The organism is Paenibacillus sp. R-74696 (genome assembly GCF_055814915.1).
Window position 1 is genome coordinate 23,289 of record NZ_JBPULM010000030.1, and the last position, 16,471, is coordinate 39,759.

15 protein-coding genes and 1 pseudogene are annotated in these 16,471 nt (G+C 51.5%); 2 read left to right on the top strand and 14 right to left on the bottom strand.

Annotation, left to right across the window (positions count from 1 at the left end; all coding sequences use genetic code 11):
- Nucleotides 1–143 precede the first annotated feature (143 nt).
- From ACSR9A_RS11805 to mobA, 9 genes and pseudogenes are all read right to left on the bottom strand, one after another.
- Nucleotides 144–440 carry a hypothetical protein gene (locus tag ACSR9A_RS11805; RefSeq protein ID WP_473757426.1) on the bottom strand — a complete coding sequence of 99 codons (297 nt, stop codon included), beginning with the start codon at nt 438–440 and terminating at the stop codon, nt 144–146.
- The gene (locus tag ACSR9A_RS11810) at nt 437–790 is read right to left on the bottom strand and encodes a hypothetical protein (RefSeq protein ID WP_473757427.1); all 354 of its coding nucleotides are present in this window, start codon (nt 788–790) and stop codon (nt 437–439) included. Before ACSR9A_RS11810 ends, ACSR9A_RS11805 begins: the two co-directional genes overlap by 4 nt.
- 145 nt (nt 791–935) lie before the next feature.
- Nucleotides 936–2,081: pseudogene (locus tag ACSR9A_RS11815) on the bottom strand (nitrate/nitrite transporter); the annotation flags it as partial.
- Nucleotides 2,078–2,263 (bottom strand): hypothetical protein, encoded by a 186-nt coding sequence (locus ACSR9A_RS11820; RefSeq protein WP_341278048.1) that lies wholly within the window; start codon nt 2,261–2,263, stop codon nt 2,078–2,080. The pseudogene ACSR9A_RS11815 and the gene ACSR9A_RS11820, both read right to left, overlap by 4 nt.
- Nucleotides 2,253–2,786 carry a Rieske 2Fe-2S domain-containing protein gene (locus ACSR9A_RS11825; RefSeq protein WP_341278049.1) on the bottom strand — a complete coding sequence of 178 codons (534 nt, stop codon included), beginning with the start codon at nt 2,784–2,786 and terminating at the stop codon, nt 2,253–2,255. The genes ACSR9A_RS11820 and ACSR9A_RS11825 overlap by 11 nt, the downstream gene beginning before the upstream one ends.
- A gap of 74 nt (nt 2,787–2,860) precedes the next feature.
- Entirely contained in the window at nt 2,861–3,424 is a 564-nt protein-coding gene (locus tag ACSR9A_RS11830; RefSeq protein WP_341278050.1) for a 4Fe-4S dicluster domain-containing protein, read from the bottom strand.
- The gene (locus ACSR9A_RS11835) at nt 3,421–5,598 is read right to left on the bottom strand and encodes a molybdopterin oxidoreductase family protein (RefSeq protein WP_473757428.1); all 2,178 of its coding nucleotides are present in this window, start codon (nt 5,596–5,598) and stop codon (nt 3,421–3,423) included. Before ACSR9A_RS11835 ends, ACSR9A_RS11830 begins: the two co-directional genes overlap by 4 nt.
- On the bottom strand, nt 5,585–6,625 hold the full coding sequence (locus ACSR9A_RS11840) for a hypothetical protein (protein WP_473757429.1): 1,041 nt from the start codon (nt 6,623–6,625) through the stop codon (nt 5,585–5,587). Before ACSR9A_RS11840 ends, ACSR9A_RS11835 begins: the two co-directional genes overlap by 14 nt.
- A gap of 174 nt (nt 6,626–6,799) precedes the next feature.
- Nucleotides 6,800–7,429, bottom strand: a complete 630-nt coding sequence (mobA, locus tag ACSR9A_RS11845) for a molybdenum cofactor guanylyltransferase (protein WP_473757430.1) — start codon at nt 7,427–7,429, stop codon at nt 6,800–6,802.
- 233 nt (nt 7,430–7,662) lie between these two features.
- On the opposite strand from mobA, the gene ACSR9A_RS11850 reads away from it, so the two are divergent.
- Nucleotides 7,663–8,379, top strand: coding sequence for a Crp/Fnr family transcriptional regulator (locus ACSR9A_RS11850; protein WP_473757983.1), 717 nt, complete (start codon nt 7,663–7,665; stop codon nt 8,377–8,379).
- A gap of 91 nt (nt 8,380–8,470) precedes the next feature.
- Here ACSR9A_RS11850 and ric read toward each other — a convergent pair whose 3' ends face one another.
- Entirely contained in the window at nt 8,471–9,178 is a 708-nt protein-coding gene (ric, locus tag ACSR9A_RS11855; protein ID WP_473757431.1) for an iron-sulfur cluster repair di-iron protein, read from the bottom strand.
- A 106-nt stretch (nt 9,179–9,284) separates the two neighbouring features.
- Nucleotides 9,285–10,745, bottom strand: coding sequence for a protoporphyrinogen oxidase (gene hemG / locus ACSR9A_RS11860; protein WP_473757432.1), 1,461 nt, complete (start codon nt 10,743–10,745; stop codon nt 9,285–9,287).
- 175 nt (nt 10,746–10,920) lie between these two features.
- Here hemG and ACSR9A_RS11865 point away from each other — a divergent pair, with 175 nt between their 5' ends.
- A complete protein-coding gene (locus ACSR9A_RS11865; RefSeq protein ID WP_473757433.1) occupies nt 10,921–11,604 on the top strand; it encodes a Crp/Fnr family transcriptional regulator in 684 nt (227 codons plus the stop codon).
- 6 nt (nt 11,605–11,610) lie between these two features.
- Here the strand turns inward: ACSR9A_RS11865 and ACSR9A_RS11870 are convergent, their stop codons facing one another.
- The 3 genes from ACSR9A_RS11870 to ACSR9A_RS11880 form a co-directional block, all read right to left on the bottom strand.
- Entirely contained in the window at nt 11,611–12,900 is a 1,290-nt protein-coding gene (locus ACSR9A_RS11870; protein WP_473757434.1) for a hypothetical protein, read from the bottom strand.
- A gap of 97 nt (nt 12,901–12,997) precedes the next feature.
- Nucleotides 12,998–15,256, bottom strand: coding sequence for a nitric-oxide reductase large subunit (locus ACSR9A_RS11875; RefSeq protein WP_473757435.1), 2,259 nt, complete (start codon nt 15,254–15,256; stop codon nt 12,998–13,000).
- Between the two features lie 21 nt (nt 15,257–15,277).
- The gene (locus ACSR9A_RS11880) at nt 15,278–16,405 is read right to left on the bottom strand and encodes a TIGR04053 family radical SAM/SPASM domain-containing protein (RefSeq protein WP_473757985.1); all 1,128 of its coding nucleotides are present in this window, start codon (nt 16,403–16,405) and stop codon (nt 15,278–15,280) included.
- Nucleotides 16,406–16,471: the final 66 nt, after the last annotated feature.

A 16,471-nucleotide genomic window follows, 5' to 3' on the forward strand; every position in this document is an offset into this window, starting at 1 on the left:
CGCTTCCGTTTTTAATATTGTCGATTTGATAATATCTAAATGATAATTGATAAAATCCATACTGTCAAACCGACATTATAAAAACAAGCCCCGCCGTCACGAACCCAGCGACGTTGGAGCTTTATAGCGAAGGCTATACTCACCTATAAAAAATACACCCAATAATGCAGCTGCGACCGCTCATCATGCGAGACAAAGCGCGGTCCGGTCGGCGTCTGCTCCAGCATCGTATGCTTCTCATCAAACACCGGAACCGACAGAAACTGCTCCTTGTTAAAATAAAACAACAGCTGCGTGCCGTCACTTGCCGCCTCTACCTTAAACAGCGTATATGGCTTCGGCAAAGTTTGCTTTTCCCCTGAACGATCTTCCATCCACACCTTAATGCGGCTGCCCGCATACGGCATCAGCTCATCCACCAAGCGCTGCATCTCCATCATGAGGCTGCACCTGCCCCCGTATTTGGACTGCCCGCTTTCTCGCCGCAGTGCCTGCATTCCTCGGGACGCTTCAAATCCAGCTCCAGCCTATAACCCTGAATCCACTCCCAAAATTCCGGAGGTGCCTGCTCCTCAATAAACAACAGCACCTCCTCATCCTTCTCCCAGTCACTGTAGCCTTTCACCGCCGCATTGACGACCTCAAGCTCCCCCTCCTGCTTCTCTTCCAGAAACCAGGAGGATTTCTTCTCGAACAGCTGCTGGAGCAGCCCTTCAATTGATTTAGTAAATGAGCTTCCCAGCTCCTGCTTGCGGATAAAGCATAAATCCAGCATAAATTCCGATTTCATCGTCAATCCCTCCCTGTGCATCTATCAAATGGAGCCTGACCTATAACCTTTAAGATTTGACCATATCCCCCGGCAGTCTATTTCTTGTGCTGTGGTCGTTTTGAGCATTTTGAGCGTTTTGCTGAATCAGGCGCTCAGCATGACCAAGCTTCTCTTGATAGTACAGCCAAATGACGAGAATTAGACTCGCCAGCGCAACCTCTGACAGTGCCATGAAGCCGATGGCGTAATGGCCGGTCCAGTTGTACAGCACGGACAGCAGCAGTGGCGGGAAAAATCCGCCAAGCCCGCCCATAGCGGATATTAGACCATTCGCAATGCCCGCCTGCTTGGTGAAGTACAACGGCACCAGCTTGAAAATCGTCCCGTTGCCAGTACCCGCGCAAAACGCAATAATCAGACAGCCCACCGTATACATGCCGATGGATGGCGCGAAAGACAGCACGACCGCTGACAGCGTAAGTCCGCCAAACACGAACATCAAAATCATAAATGGATTGAAACGGTCTCCTAACCAGCCGCCAACAGGCCGCATGATGGTCGCAAGTACGATGAAGCCAGCTGTGCGCAGCCCCGCATCCACCTTGCTCAGCTCAAAATGCGAGACGAGGAAGTTTGGCAAATAGACCGTGAAAGCGACGAAAGAGCCGAACGTAATAAAATAAAACAAACAGAGCGCCCACAGCTTTTCATTACGGTATACCCCTTTGATCTGCTCCGACAAAGAAGCCATCACCTTCGGCTCATTGCGATCTCCCAGCATAAAATTAATCAAGATGAATATGGCGAGCAGCACCAGATATAGCAGCACTGTTTTGCTCCAACCCAAATAGTTAGCCGCTACGGGAGCGGTAAATGCTGTAATCGCCGTACCCAAATTTCCGATGCCATAAATGCCGTTCACAAAGCCATGCCGTTCCTTCGGGTAATATTTCGGCAGAGAAGTGACGCCAACCGAAAACACTGCGCCCCCGATGCCAAGGAAAATCCCGCCGATAATCAAATCGATAAAGCTGTCTGCAAGGCTGACCCAATAGACGGGGGCAAGCAAAAGGAGAAAACTAAACCCAAACAGCTTGCGCGCGCCATAGCGATTGGTCCAATAGCCGACCGGTATCCGAAGCACTGAGCCGAATAGCACTGGAATCGCCGTCACCCAGGCAAGCTGGCCTGATGTCAGCTGGATATCCTCCTTAATAAACGGAATAAGCGATGAAAGAATAACCCAAACCATAAACCCAAGAATTAGGCTTCCCGTCTGAATCGATAACTGCGTTTTATTTCCGTTCATCTGCGAACCTCCTTTTTATAAATCCATAGGGCCAGCGGGAAAAGCAGTACATTCAGCAAGGCAAAAACGAGAACAAGCTCATATTTTTCATGAAAATAATGATTAACGACGTACTGCGTGCAGACGATATTCAAAAAAAGCACCGCGCACAGCAGCAACACCCCTCTGTAGCTACGTTTCATACCGCTTCACCCCTGTCGCATAAATCGCTCCGCCATCCAACTCAAGCAAAATCTCAGGCAGCGCTCTCCGTGGCGGCCCTGCTGTCGGCTTGCCCGATTGCGGATCGAAAAAACCATGATGACAAGGGCAGACGAGCTGATCCTCCTCGCGGCTCCAAAATACCGGGCATTTCAAGTGGGTACAGGCATTTTGGTAAGCCTTATACTGATTGTCGCCTAGCCGAATGAGCAATGCTGACTCATGGTCGCCGGGGTAGTGGAATTCCACCGCCTCTCCTACTTTGAGCGCCCGCACATCGGCGATTTTTTTCTTCGGATGGCTGCTTTTTCCAAAACCCATCAGTTCCTTCGCAGCAAGGCCGCCCCAAGGCAGCGTGGACACGGCGAACACGCCGGCTGCGCCAACCATCGTTTTCAGAAAGCCCCTGCGGTCCAGCTGGCGTTCATTATTTTTGTGGATGTTATGCGTGTAATTATCCTCTTCAAATGGCACTTTATTATTTTTTCCTGCTTCATTGTCCATTGCATCCGAACCTCCTTCTACTAGCTAACGTTCCAAGCCGCATCATAATGCCAAAGCCGGTAAAGCCCTATCGTTTAAAATAGCTTTTGGACACCCTGCAAAATGCCGGGAAGGCTGATCTTTACATTCGTCTCGCCTTCAAGCGGCTCGAAAGGCTGGTGGCTGGAAACCCATTTGCCCAGTCGGTGCTGCTCCTGCTTCTCCGCTAGCTCTTCTTCTGTAATCCATTGCAGCGTATTGGTCGGACAGACGGAAGCGCACATCGGCGGGATGCCTTCCTTCGTTCGGTCGTAGCAGAGGTCACATTTATACATCAAATTTTGCTCTTCATCAAATTTAGGAATGCCATAAGGGCAAGCGATCGTGCAGTTTTGGCAGCCAATGCATTTCTCGACAAGCGCGGATAGCACTGCGCCTTCCTCAGTAATTTGAATCGCTTGCGCCGGGCAGCTTCTCGCGCACGCCGGGTTGACACAGTGCAGGCACATGAGCGGAATTGTCTGGCGATCAACCAGCGGGTTGACGTCGTACACATAGTTTCGGTTGCGCTCGTCGTGTCCGCCGCATTGCGTACAAGCGGCGAGACAGCTGCGGCAGCCGATGCAGTTGTCCATTTCAATGTAAAGCAGCTTTTTCATCGTGCTGCCTCCTTTCCGGCGGCGGGCACCTTCGTCATTTGTGCGGCACAGACTTTAAATTCCGGCATTCGCGACATCGGATCAAGGGCAGCAATCGTCAGCAAATTGACCGACTGCTCATGACCATAGTGATAAGGCACAAATACGGTATCCTTGCGGATCGCTTCAATAACTTTCACTTTATATAAGCATTCACCCCGGCGGGTGTACAATTTGACAACCTCGTCATGCGCAATGCCATACTGCTGGGCCGTCTCAGGATGAACCTCAACATACGGCTCTGGGCACATATCCCGCAAAAACGGAATCCGCCGCGTCTGATTACCCGATAAATAATGATAGACAACCCGCCCTGTCGTCAGGCGGAGCGGATAATCCTCGCATGGCTCCTCCGCTGATGGGCGGTAAGGCAATGCGCAAATTTTCGCCCGGCCATCGGGGTGAAAATATTTGTGATCCTCGAACATATAGGGCGTTCCCGTATCCGCTTCATCCTTGCAGGGCCAGAACACGCCATCCTGTCGATCGATTTTGTCCCAAGTGGCGCCGTAATAATCAGCATATCCACCTTTGGAAGCGAGGCGAAACTCATCTGCAACCTGGCTTGCCGTCTGTAAATGGCGGAAATAGTCACCGCGTCCAAGCCGCTCTGCCAGCTCTACTTGAATGAGCCAATCCGGCTTCGATTCACCCAGCGGTTCCTGTGCCTTGTTGATTTTAATAATGCGGCCCTCCAAATTCGTCACCGTGCCTTCATCCTCCGACCATGTAACAGACGGCAGCACGACATCGGCGAATTCGGCTGATTCCGACAGGAAGAAGTCGGCGACAACCATAAAGTCCAAATCCTTCAATACCGAGCGCACATAATTGAGATGCGGCGCGGAAACAGCCGGGTTCGAGCATAGCAGATATAAGCCGCGAATCGTCTTCTGCTCCATCAGCTCGAACATTTCAAAGGCCGATACACCCGGTAGCGGCATTTCCTCCGGCGTAATGCCCCACACCTCGCATACCTCCTGCACATGCTTCGGATTCGTCAGCTTGCGATAGCCCGGCAGCAAATCGGACTTTTGCCCATGCTCGCGTCCGCCCTGACCGTTGCCCTGTCCCGTAAGCGTCGCTACACCCGATTTGGGCCGTCCAATTTTTCCGGAAATAAGGGCCATATTCGTGTAGGCCGAGACGTTGTCTGCGCCTTTAACTTGCTGCTCAATGCCTCTGGCGAACATGACGATCGCATTCGGCGCCTTGCCGAAAATTTCCGCTGCCCGGATCAGCTTCTCCGGAGCTACCCCGGTAATTTCACTCGTGTATTCCGGTGTGAAAATCTTCACAATCTCTACCGTCTCTTCAAAGCCACTCGTATAATTCGCGATATATTCATGATCCGCATGACCGTTCTGAATGAGCAGATTTACCATGCAATTAGCAAGCGCCAAATCCGTTCCCGGTCTGAGATCGAGATGGACATCCGCCCTTCGGGCAATCGGTGTCTCCCTTGGATCGACGACGATGAGATAGCCACCGCGATTTTGCACCTCCCAGACGCGGAACATCGACGTTGGATGGCATTCTGCCGTATTGCTTCCTGCGATGAACAAGCAATCCGTCTGATGAATATCCGTCCACGGCAGCGTTGAGCCTCGATCAATCCCAAAACTCCGAAGGAAGCCCGCTGCTGCGCTCGCCATACAAAATCTCCCATTGTAATCGATGTATCTCGTTTGCAGCCCAACTCGGGCGAATTTACCGGTCAGATAACATTTTTCATTCGTCATCGAGACACCGCTGAATACGGACAGCGTGTCCTTGCCATATTCGGATTGCAGCGCCTTGAAGCGGCGGGCAATTAAATCATAAGCTTCGTCCCAGCTGGCTTCGCGGAAGCCTTCCTTTGTCCCTTTTTTCGAAGCGTCATCCCGAATGAGCGGCTTTAGCAGCCGGTCCTGATGATTCGTCTGCTGATAGGCGGTTACGCCTTTCGGGCACATTTTGCCGCGTGTGACGGGCCAGTCGTATCTTGGCTCCACTCCGATAATCGTATTTTTGTCGGTATCGACCCGCAAATTCATCCCGCACTGCATGCCGCAGTAGGCGCAGTGGGTTTTGACCAGCTTTTCCTTCGGATGATGCTTATTGGGAATATTTTGCTGAAACTTATCCTTTAGCATGCTGGTTGGCCTCCTTGACCTTGATTTCATGTGTCGGAATGCCAGTAAAGCGGGACATCCGGTATTTGCGTCTGCAAGGCAGACAAAGCTCCGCGAGATGGAAGCCTTCCTTCATCTCGAAGGAAATATCGTTTTGGGCAAGCACCTGAATGACATCGCTGGATTGCTCCGTCGATACGAAGCTGCTGCCGCATACTTTACAGGCTTTCATTTGCTGCTCGCCGTAAGCTTCGCGATAATTTTTGGCGAGTACGCTCATTGGACGGAAAGGAATATGCGCAAGCTTGCCAAAAGGCAAATAAATGAGGGTAACAATAACCGACCATTGATGGATGAGCGACATAACCGGATGGCCCCAGCCATGCAGAAAAATGTTGCTGACTGTCAACAGCAGCCCCGTAATGCTAATAAAGAGCAGCAAAAACAGCGGCAAAAAATCATAGGTAAATGTCTGTTCAGCCTTCGCTTGCATATCGTTAAGTCGGCGATACAGCGCCATACACACCCCGGCAATAACCATAAAGGCGGTAATGTTCAACGCGTTGTAGAATAGAAAGGCGATCCAGCCGTCCGCCTTCACCTGCATCACATTGATACCGAAGGCGACGACGGTGTACAGGCCATTTTCGCCCATCGTAAAATACATCCAACCGAACACCAGCGGAAACGTAACGCAGCAGGATAAAATACATCCCCAGCCAAGCAGCACGTGCTGTGTCCAGCGGTAAACGCCGCGCTTGAAGATGAAACGATAGGTCGCCAGATGCTCAACCGATGTCTGCGGGGTGCTTTTGCGAAACAGCAGCTTAAGCCCCTTCTTCATAATCAGCTTCGTCGGTGGACGCTCGGCCCAAGCAATAAATCGGTAGAAAAATCCCCCGATGAAAACGAACGTGCCCACCATATAGCCATAAAGGGCAAGGTCGATATGGGTGAAAAATCGGGTGCCGACGTACACTAGAATCAGCAGCGCTACTACGGTCATGAAATACATTTTCGCAAATTTGGAAGCAAAGGCTCGATCCATGGCAAATTCTCCTTCTTCGATGTTTTCTGCCCCCATTAAACCATTGCAGACGGATGTATCGCTGTGATTGTCATCACACTAAAACCTTCGTCACTTTTTGTTCAAAAAAAAAAACAATTTTCCTCCGCTCTATTCAGCGTTAAGGAAAATTGAATTCAAAGCATCTGTCTGAAGCTAGGCATTGGAAGTTTGAGAGGCCAAGGCTGCGTCATACAAGCTGATGATGCGCTCGTATTCCTCAGGCGTGTTCACATTCGTCACGCAGCTAAGCTGCTCGGTCGGTGCTTCGAGCTGCTGCAAATCTACTCCGTTATAGCAAATCCGGTTCAGAAAAGTCATCACTCGGTATTCTTTTATATCGAGCAGCTTCTCAATTTCGCCAGCACTGCGCTTGTCATAGACGCCATGCAGCGGATGCAGCTTGCCAGCCACAGATGGAATTGCCGCCGCAGAGCGACGCTCCCGCTTCACCCTCCACAGCTGCTCGGCAACCGTGCTTGAAATAAGCGGCATGTCGCAGCCCACGACCCAAATGTCCGAATGTGTCGCTAGAGTTAAGGCGGCATGCATGCCGCTCAGCGGCCCTTTGCCTGGAATATAGTCTGTAATGATGCGAATGCTGCTCCCCAGAATCGGCAAATAACTTCGCGGGTCATTCGTTACTAAAATGACTTCAGCGCAAAGCTGCTTCATCGTGCGGATCTGCCGCTCGACAATGCTTTCGTTTACAAAAGGAAGCAGACCTTTATGGCGACCGCCCATTCTGCGGCTTTGCCCGCCGGCTAATATGGCTCCCGTCAGCATATATGTCCCTCCGTTCTGTAGTGGACACCCTTTTCTGGCTACATTATAGAAGGTTTTATAAGGCGATACTGTTACAAATATCACTCTCTTAGGCTTTATTTACAATTTTTATGGCCAAAGTGTGATTTTAGTCACTCTGACGATGATGGACTTCTGTTACATTGGGAGTAAGTTATTTCAAGCGGATAGTCCCGCTATACTAGCAGCAAAGGCGGTAATTGGGGATGAAACCAATGACAGTAGCGAGACCTTACACACAAAACGTATACAATACATTTTGTTTTTCAGAGACCAGCTTTGAGAAACTCAATGAAATTATGTATACCCATCATATTCCGGCCGGCAGCCATATTTTCTGGGAGGGCGATGCCGACGACAAGCTCTATTACATAATGGAAGGCCGCGTTAAGCTGATTAAACACAATACCGATGGCAAGGAATTTGTCTTCTCGCAATATCAAACAGGTGATATTCTGGGCCAGTTCGATCCTTTCAAGCCTACTTGCCACAGCTCAAGCGCAAAGGCCGTGCTGGACTGCACCATCGGCGTTATTCAAAAAAGCGATTTGGAAATTTTATTGTGGCAGCATGGCGATTTGGCGATTGAATTTATGAAGTGGATGGGGCTTATGCATCGTTTGACTCAGACTAAATTCCGCGACCTCGTCATTTATGGGAAGCAGGGAGCTTTGGCCTCGACGCTTATTCGGCTGGCAAACTCTTTCGGGACGCAAACGGAGGAGGGCGTGCTCATTTCTGAGAAAATAACGAATACCGAGCTTTCCGACTATATCGGCGCTGCTAGGGAAAGCGTCAACCGCATGCTCGGCGAGCTAAAAAAACAAGAGGTATTGTCATTCGATCACGGCTATATCGTGCTGAAAGACATCGAGCATCTGAAATCGATTTGCAATTGCGAGCAATGTCCGAAGGAGGTTTGCCGCATTTAATTAAGCCTTCCTGCAATGGTTCAACCTGTAGGAAGGCTTTTTTTCTGTATTATTTATTTTCTTTATATTATTTGTTCTATCTTAAATGAAGCTATGCGCTCTGAAGAACGCGCGGGAACAAAATATTATTTTCCAAATGAATGTGCTGAAATAGATCGGTTTCTAGTTCCTCCAGCTTTTGAAAGGTTAACGTATACGTACGGCATGCCCCTTCCGGAAGCTCGAAATGATGCGTAACCGCACGTATTTCCTTGAGCAGATCACCTACCTGGCTGTGCTCGGACTCAAGCTCCGTTATCGCCGCTGTCAGCTTCTGGTGCAGCTCGGGGGATGGCTCCTGCTCATACTGGCGGATGAGTGGAAAGATTTGCTCCTCCTCGTCGATTAAATGCTGCTCCAGCTCCAGCTTCATTTCGTGGAATAATCTATGCAGCCGGGGCAGCACATCAGCCTGCTTATGCCCATGCACCCGCAATATTTTCGTCGTAAACTCGCTAAGCAGCGGAAGCTCCTGCTGGACATACACATGATGCGTCTGAATCACATGCTCAATCAGCTCCGTAAAAGGTCTGCTGCTCCAGTCGATATCCTCTCCCTTATGCTTGCTGGCCTCGGCAAAATTTTCATTGAGCGCGCTTAAAAACAAAGCTTCATCCGTTCCCTGTTGCCGCAGCACCGTATGCAGCGAGCGATTGCCCCCGCAGCAAAAATCAATGTTATAGGCTCGAAACAGGTTGCTTGCCCCCGGATAACGCGTCACAATTTCACCAATTTTCTCTGTACCGTTAAATATGGTCATTTGTCGCACCTCCATAAAATAATGTTGCAGCTCCGGCCTTTTAAATTGATGAAGCTTGAGCTGCTGTTAGTATAGCGCAGGCCAGCTAGCATGTTTGTGATGAGGATCACTGCTTGAAAAATAGCAGCAGCGCTTCAGCCGCTCGCCTTCCCTGCCCGATACAATCCGGCAGACCGACTCCCTCATAGCCGGAGCCGCACAACAATATGCCGGGATGGCTAGCCGCAAGCCCCTCACGCAGCTTCGCCAACTGCTCCAGATGCCCCACTGGATACTGCGGCATCGACCGTCCCCACCTGGTCAGCTCCGTAAAAAGCGGCTCAGCTGCAATGCCCATTATCGCCTGCAAATCTTGGCGAACAGCATCCAGCAGCTCGCGATCCGTAAGCTTCGCCCAGGCTTGCGCCCCCGCATGTCCGATATAAGCCCGCAATAGAATATGACCATTCGGCGCCGTATGCAGCCATTTCGACGACGTCCAGGTGCATGCGGTTATCATTCGGCCCTCGCTTCGCGGCACCACAAATCCGGAGCCATTCAGCGGAAGCTTAATGTCCTGCGGCTTGAAGGCTAGCGCGATATTGGCAACCGATACATAGGGAATGTCGCGCAGTGCCTGTATTGATCTTTGCGCCTGAACTTGCATTCCTGCGCTTCCTTCCAGTAAAACGGCGGTCTCGTAAGCCGGCAGCGCCATAATAACGCCATCCGCCTGCAGCTCCTCTCCGTGCTCAAGCCGAACCTGATAGCGCCGCCCTTCCCTCGTCACTTCCTTGACCGCTTGTCCAGTCAGCCGGCGGATGGAGCAAAGCTGCTCGTCCAAACGCTCGATCAGGCTTCCAAGCCCGCCTTTAAACGTGAGAAACAGGCTGCGGCGGGCTATTTCCGGCAGCTCCTTCGGCATTTCACGTGCCTGCCGCTTGCTGGCGAGCATGCCCAAAATCAAGCTGCGATGCCGCTGCTCCAGCTGCCGAAATTGCGGGAAGGTCGCTTGCAGGCTGAGCGCTTTGGCATCTCCAGCATAAATGCCCGCCAGCAGCGGCTCCGTAACCTGCTCCAGCACCTCACGGCCAAGCCGCCGCTCAATGAAGGCACCTAAAGACTCATCCCCTGCCTCCTCCCGCTTCGGCAGCCATAAATCAAAGGCTGCACGCAGCTTGCCCAGCGGCGACAACAGCCCCGTCTTCATAAACGGAGTCACTTCCGTCGGAATGCCGAGCATCAGGCCCATAGGCATTTGATGCAGCCTGCCCTTATGCAAAATATAGTTCGCCTTCGCTTTCGGATTCGCCGCTACGAGCTCCGGCTCAAGACCAAGCTCCCTTGTCAAATCCAGTATGGGCTGCTTGCGTGCCATGAACGAATCCGGCCCCTGCTCGATGAGGAAGCCATCCCGGCGCAGCGTTTTTATTTTCCCGCCAAGGCTGCTGCTTTTTTCTATAAGGGTTATTTCTGCCGATATTTGCTGCCCATCCAGCAGCTTTCTCATGTAGAAGGCGGCGCTCAGACCTGTTATGCCGCCCCCAATGATGATGATTTGCTTAGGTGCCTCTCCCAATTCTGCCATCCCCCTTCATCTGTACAGATTACGATACCACGCCAGAAACAGAGCGGATGTGATATGGGTCATACGAACGGGAAATAGGCGGTACATGATTGAAGAGATAGACTAAACCTGTGACTAGCGTCACATAACGCCTAAATCGTCTGAGTTATAATGAAAAAAACGGAGGTGTACGGAGATGCAGCAGATGGAGCTTTTACGCCAAATTTCTTTATTTCGCGATTTGACGCCGGATGAACTGGCCCGGATATGGGCTATTGTCATTCCTCGGTCATACCGCAAGCGGACCGCTATTTTTACGGAGGGCAGCCATAAAGAGGCCGTGTTTTTCGTCCAGAACGGGCTGATTAAAACCTATAAAACCGATGAAAACGGCAATGAGCATATTATGTCCTTCCTCAAAACAGGGGATATGTTTCCTCATACGGGCTTTTTCAACCAGCACCCGTATCCGGCAACGGCAGAGGCGATTATGGAGACGCAGCTGCTGGCCATTCCTATTCATGCGTTCGAGCAGCTCATGATGAATACGCCGGCGATCGCCATTAAGGTAATGCGCGTATTGAGCGGTAAAATAATGGAGCTGCAGGAAAAATTGCAGGAGCTCACAGGACAGGATGTGCAGGACCGCGGCGTCTCCTTCTTGCTCAAGCTTGCAGAAAATTATGGAACGGAGCAAGGCGGCAGCGTCCATGTGGAGGTGCCGATGACCAATCAGGAGTTTGCCAATACGATTGGCACGACGAGGGAAACGGTCAACCGGCTCATTAATCAGCTGCGTAAGGAAGGGATTTTGGAGCCTCAACGGAGCGGCTACCTGATTCATGACTATGAAGCATTAAAAACCTGGTCGCACAAGTGAAGGCGGTTAGCCTTGCACTTGCGCGGCCTTTCTTTTTCCCCAGAATAAGGCGATGCCCGTCACCATTATCAGGCTTGCGGCCCAGACGGCTTCCTGTACAAATACAAGCGCCCCGCGACCTGTCCAATCGAATAAGCCTTGTAAAAATAACGTCAGCTCGTTCAGCAAAAAACCAGCAATAAAGCTCATATAACCGATATGCACCGTCCTCCCCTTACCATTCAGCCAGCCCTGCTGGAGGAAAAGCGCTAGGCACAGGCAGCTTACGAAACCGAGCAGCGTCAGATGCAAATAACCGATGACGATGCTGCGCGATTGATAAATAGCCTCCGCCAGCTGAGGCACGATAAGGCCCAGCTCAAGCGTTGCCTTGACTGCCGCGAGCAGCAGCGCAAGCACGAGCAATCGTGCCGCCCAGCCTGTGAATACGGCGGACAAGGCGAAGCGGGCTTTGAGCAGGACGGCGCAAAATAGCAACATAGCCGCCCACTGAATGACGGCAGCGAGCGCTGCGGCGAGCTGGGCGGCCAGCCCTATTTTCAGCCAGAGCACCGATAGTAGAAATGCAGGCGGCATTGCCAGCGCGTACATCCAAAACAGCAGCTTGACTATTTTCACAGAATAGGCGATTTGCCGCTGTTCCATCAGCCGCAGCAGCACCGCGAGCAAGCCGAGCGTAAACCAGCCGTTATATTGAAAATGCAAATAAAAATAAATCGCTGCTTCATATAGCGGACTGCCCTTCCATCCATTGGCACTCAGCAGGGCAAGCCCCCAAGGACCAAGCGAGGAAATGACGAGACATAGCAGACTGCCTTTGACGAACAGAAAGGAGAGCGGCTGACTCGTGCTTGGATGTGGGCCTTTTTCTCGTTCCGGTTTTGTTCCTTCTCTTGCCATTGCCACTAAGCTTCTCCACGCCCATCCAGCAAACCAGTAGGAAAGCAAAATTTGCAGCGTCGAGAAGCTAATCGATACGGCGGCATAGCCTTGGATACAGAACGCCAAAAACATTCCGGCTAGGGTCAGCTGTGTTGTCACCAGCATCACGCGGATTTTCTGTTCCTTGAAGACGCCCTCTACCCTGCCACTGGCTGAGTTGAAAAAGACAGCGAGAAACAATATAAACAGCGCCATATATCCCCAGCCGAGCAGTGCCAAATGGGAATGGGCATGCAGCAAATAATCGTATCGCAGCCCCGGCAGCGTGACAAATGCCATACTGCGCATCAGCAGGCCAGTTACCGCCGTTACGAGGAAATAACCAAGCGTTAGATGAATCCAGCTTTTGGGCAAGCCTTCCCCCTCCTTCGTCTAAGATGGGCTGTCAAGCAGCGATTCGCCCGCCGCTTGACAGCCCTACAGCATGCAGACTTCCAGCAAGCGTATATGATTAGCTAACGTCCGATTTATAGGATCGTCCTGTCGCCAAACCGATAACAAAAATAACAATCCCTACTACACCTAGAGCGAAAATCGTATCGCCGACAGCCCGCAGCCAGACAAGATTTTGCATTGTGCGGGTATGAAGGAATTCGGCAGAGCGCGCATACCACATCCCATGCTCCATGCTCGCCAGCGTTTGGAGTATGCCTACGGGCAGCAGGCTTGCCAGCCCCATCGTCATCAAGCCAATATTAAACGACCAGAAGGAAAATTTCAGCAGCTTCGTCCGCCATTCCTTCTCTCCGGTGAGCCCGCGCAGACAGAACAGCATAAGCCCGATTCCGAGCATGCCATAAACGCCGAACAGCGCGGTATGCGCATGAAGCGCCGTCGTATTCAGCCCCTGCATATAATAAAGTGCAATTGGCGGATTGATCAGGAAGCCAAAGAGACCTGCTCCGACCAAATTCCAAAAGGATACGGCGACGAAGAAAAAGATCGGCCATTTGTAGCGTTTTACCCACGGCTTTGCCCGGCCATGACGCAAATTTTCATAAGCTTCAAACCCAATCAATAGCAGCGGCACGACCTCAAGCGCACTGAACGATGCACCGAAAGCGAGCACCCCAATCGGCGTCCCGGCAAAATATAGATGATGAAACGTGCCAATAATGCCGCCAGCAAGAAAAATAACGGTTGAGAACAGCACCGTTGCAGTCGCGGTTGCCGTGCGTATAAGCCCCATGCGAGAAAACAGAAATGCGATAACAACAGCAGCGAATACCTCGAAAAAACCTTCCACCCATAAATGAACGACCCACCAGCGCCAGTAGGTCACAATGGTCAAATGTGCCTGAGGCCCCCACATTAAGCCCGGAATGTAGAATGTCGGAATCGCAACCGAAGCAATCAGAAACAGCGTCAGCAGATGGCGGCTCTCCCCCTTTTTCTTCAGAGCCGGCCAAATTGCCCGCGCCATGAGGAAAAACCAGATAAATAAGCCGACCGTCAGAAAAATTTGCCAAGCCCGGCCTAAATCGACATATTCATAGCCCTGATGTCCAAAATAAAAATTATGCGTCGCACTTGTAATGTAGCCTTTGACCGCAAGCCATTCGCCCGCCATTGAACCGGCAACGATCAGCAGCAGGCAGCAGAACAGCACGTTCACCCCTAAACGCTGGTATTTGGGCTCATGCCCTGAAATCGCTGGTCCGATGTATAGACCCGTTGCGAGCCATGCGGTCGCAATCCAAAATACCGCAAGCTGCTGATGCCAGGTTCGCGTGACGCTATAAGGGAACCATTCCGCAAGCGGAATGCCGTAAAAGCCATTGCCCTCTACCGCGTAATGGGCCGTAATCGCTCCGAGACCTACCTGCACGGCGATCAGCGCCGTCACAATCCAGAAATATTTCATCGTCGCACGCATGGAAGGCGTCGCTTTTACTTGCAGGAGCGGATCTTGCTCCGGTATATGTCCGCTCTCATCCTGCTCCTTGCTCCGCTGTACGGCGTAATACCAAGCAAGCGCTCCTACTCCCGCAAGCAGCAAAACGACGCTCACAATGGACCAGAGCAGCGAAACGCTTGTCGGTTCATTGTCAATGAGCGGCTCGCCCGGCCAGTTATTCGTATACGTAATATCCGAGCCTAATCGATTCGTCGAGGTCGACCAAGTCGCCCACCAAAAAAAGGCGTTTAGCTTCTCGCGGTCCGCCGCTGAGCTTATCGTATTGGCGGGCAGCGCGATTTGCTCGCGATATACGGCCCATTCAGGCGCATCTCCGAATACAGCTGCATAATAGTCACCCAGCTCAGAAGCCGTCAATGCCCGTAGCGTTGTAATGATAAGGTCACCCGTCTGTGCGTCATACGTATTGTTGCGGATTTCACGCTTGAGCGTGGCTTTAAGCTCCGCCTGCTGCTCCTCAGTCAGCTGTTTATAAGGCAGCTGGTATTTTTGCTGTGCGTTATAATCATTCATAAATACAAGCTGCCGATGCAAATAGTCAGCCGTCCAATCCGGCGCGACATAGGAGCCATGGCCCCAGATGCTGCCCAGCTCCTGACCGCCCATTCGCTGCCACACCTGCTGACCCTCCATAATATCGGCTTTAGTAAAAATCACATCTCCCTGCTCCGTGACCACTCGCTCTGGGATCGGCGGCTTCTCCTGAATAATTTCTCCGCCGTAATAGAGCAATACGCCAAAGGATAGAACAAATACGAGCGCCAATGCCGCCCATAGCTTTTTATAAGGCATGAACTCCCCGCCTTTACCTATTTAATTTAAACTCGGTATATAAGCACAATAAGGATCACTCTCCAAATAATCGCCAGTGAGGGCATAGGCCCTCGCCCTTGAACCGCCGCATATGTGCTTGAAGCGACAGATTCCGCATTTCCCCTTTAACAGAGATTTATCCCGCAGCTGCTGCATGATGGGGGAATGCCGATAAATGTCTGCGAGCGGCCGCTCGCGTACATTGCCGCATGCAATCGGCAGAAAACCGCTTGGATAAACATCCCCCGTGTGGCTAATAAAAACAAAGCCGTCCCCATCATTGACGCCTTTGGGCGCACGTCCCAGCATGTCGGCATGTTTGCCCATACCCCCGCCTGTATCTATGCGTCCCGCTATTTCCTCACCCGCATATTTTCGCCTCTCCAATTGCTCCCGCTTTTGCTGCTGCATAAAAACTCTGCGATAATGCGGTGCTTCCGTCGCTTTCACTCCGTACGGCATCATTCGCTGAATTTGGCACAGCCACATCATTACTGCCTCATGCTGCTCCGGCGAAATCATATCTGCCTCCATTCCCCGGCCCGTCGGGACGAGAAAAAACACGCTCCACAAGACGACGCCCAATTCCTTCACCTTCTCGGCGATTGCAGGCAAATCGTCCACATTGTAGCGCGACACGGTTGTGTTCACCTGCAGTGGAATTTGCTGCTCCTGCAAATATGCGATTCCTTTCATCGTCTGGGCAAACGAGCCTCGCGTTCCGCGAAAATGATCATGAATGTCCGCTGTCGAACCATCCAGACTGAACGCCCAACGCGACAAGCCCGCTTCCTTTGCCTTGCAAATCGCCTCATAAGTAACCTTCGGTGTGGCGCTAGGTGTCATCGAAACCGGCAGTCCCTGCTCCTCGGATGCATATTTAGCAAGCTCAAACAAGTCCTGCCGCATAAGCGGATCACCGCCTGTAAAAACAAATAACGGCCGATCCATCGCCGCAATCTCATCAATCAGCCGCTTGCCTTCAGCAAGTGTTAGCTGATGAGGCTCTGCCTTGTACTGCGCCTCCGCTCGGCAATGCAGACATTTGAGGGCACAGGCGCGGGTCACCTCCCAAATGACGATAAATGGATTAACCTTGTAATCGCGCTCCTGTTTGTTTACTGTCATGCTCATATTTCTCCCTCCTTTCCTTAGCAAAATAGAAACTGTCCTTATTTTAGAAAACATTCTGGA

Coding starts and splice junctions, on each gene's coding strand:
- ACSR9A_RS11805 (WP_473757426.1), bottom strand. CDS start 440: ATGATGGAGATGCAGCGCTTGGTGGATGAGCTGATGCCGTATGCGGGC.
- ACSR9A_RS11810 (WP_473757427.1), bottom strand. CDS start 790: ATGAAATCGGAATTTATGCTGGATTTATGCTTTATCCGCAAGCAGGAG.
- ACSR9A_RS11820 (WP_341278048.1), bottom strand. CDS start 2,263: ATGAAACGTAGCTACAGAGGGGTGTTGCTGCTGTGCGCGGTGCTTTTT.
- ACSR9A_RS11825 (WP_341278049.1), bottom strand. CDS start 2,786: ATGGACAATGAAGCAGGAAAAAATAATAAAGTGCCATTTGAAGAGGAT.
- ACSR9A_RS11830 (WP_341278050.1), bottom strand. CDS start 3,424: ATGAAAAAGCTGCTTTACATTGAAATGGACAACTGCATCGGCTGCCGC.
- ACSR9A_RS11835 (WP_473757428.1), bottom strand. CDS start 5,598: ATGCTAAAGGATAAGTTTCAGCAAAATATTCCCAATAAGCATCATCCG.
- ACSR9A_RS11840 (WP_473757429.1), bottom strand. CDS start 6,625: ATGGATCGAGCCTTTGCTTCCAAATTTGCGAAAATGTATTTCATGACC.
- mobA (WP_473757430.1), bottom strand. CDS start 7,429: ATGCTGACGGGAGCCATATTAGCCGGCGGGCAAAGCCGCAGAATGGGC.
- ACSR9A_RS11850 (WP_473757983.1), top strand. CDS start 7,663: ATGACAGTAGCGAGACCTTACACACAAAACGTATACAATACATTTTGT.
- ric (WP_473757431.1), bottom strand. CDS start 9,178: ATGACCATATTTAACGGTACAGAGAAAATTGGTGAAATTGTGACGCGT.
- hemG (WP_473757432.1), bottom strand. CDS start 10,745: ATGGCAGAATTGGGAGAGGCACCTAAGCAAATCATCATCATTGGGGGC.
- ACSR9A_RS11865 (WP_473757433.1), top strand. CDS start 10,921: ATGCAGCAGATGGAGCTTTTACGCCAAATTTCTTTATTTCGCGATTTG.
- ACSR9A_RS11875 (WP_473757435.1), bottom strand. CDS start 15,256: ATGCCTTATAAAAAGCTATGGGCGGCATTGGCGCTCGTATTTGTTCTA.
- ACSR9A_RS11880 (WP_473757985.1), bottom strand. CDS start 16,405: ATGACAGTAAACAAACAGGAGCGCGATTACAAGGTTAATCCATTTATC.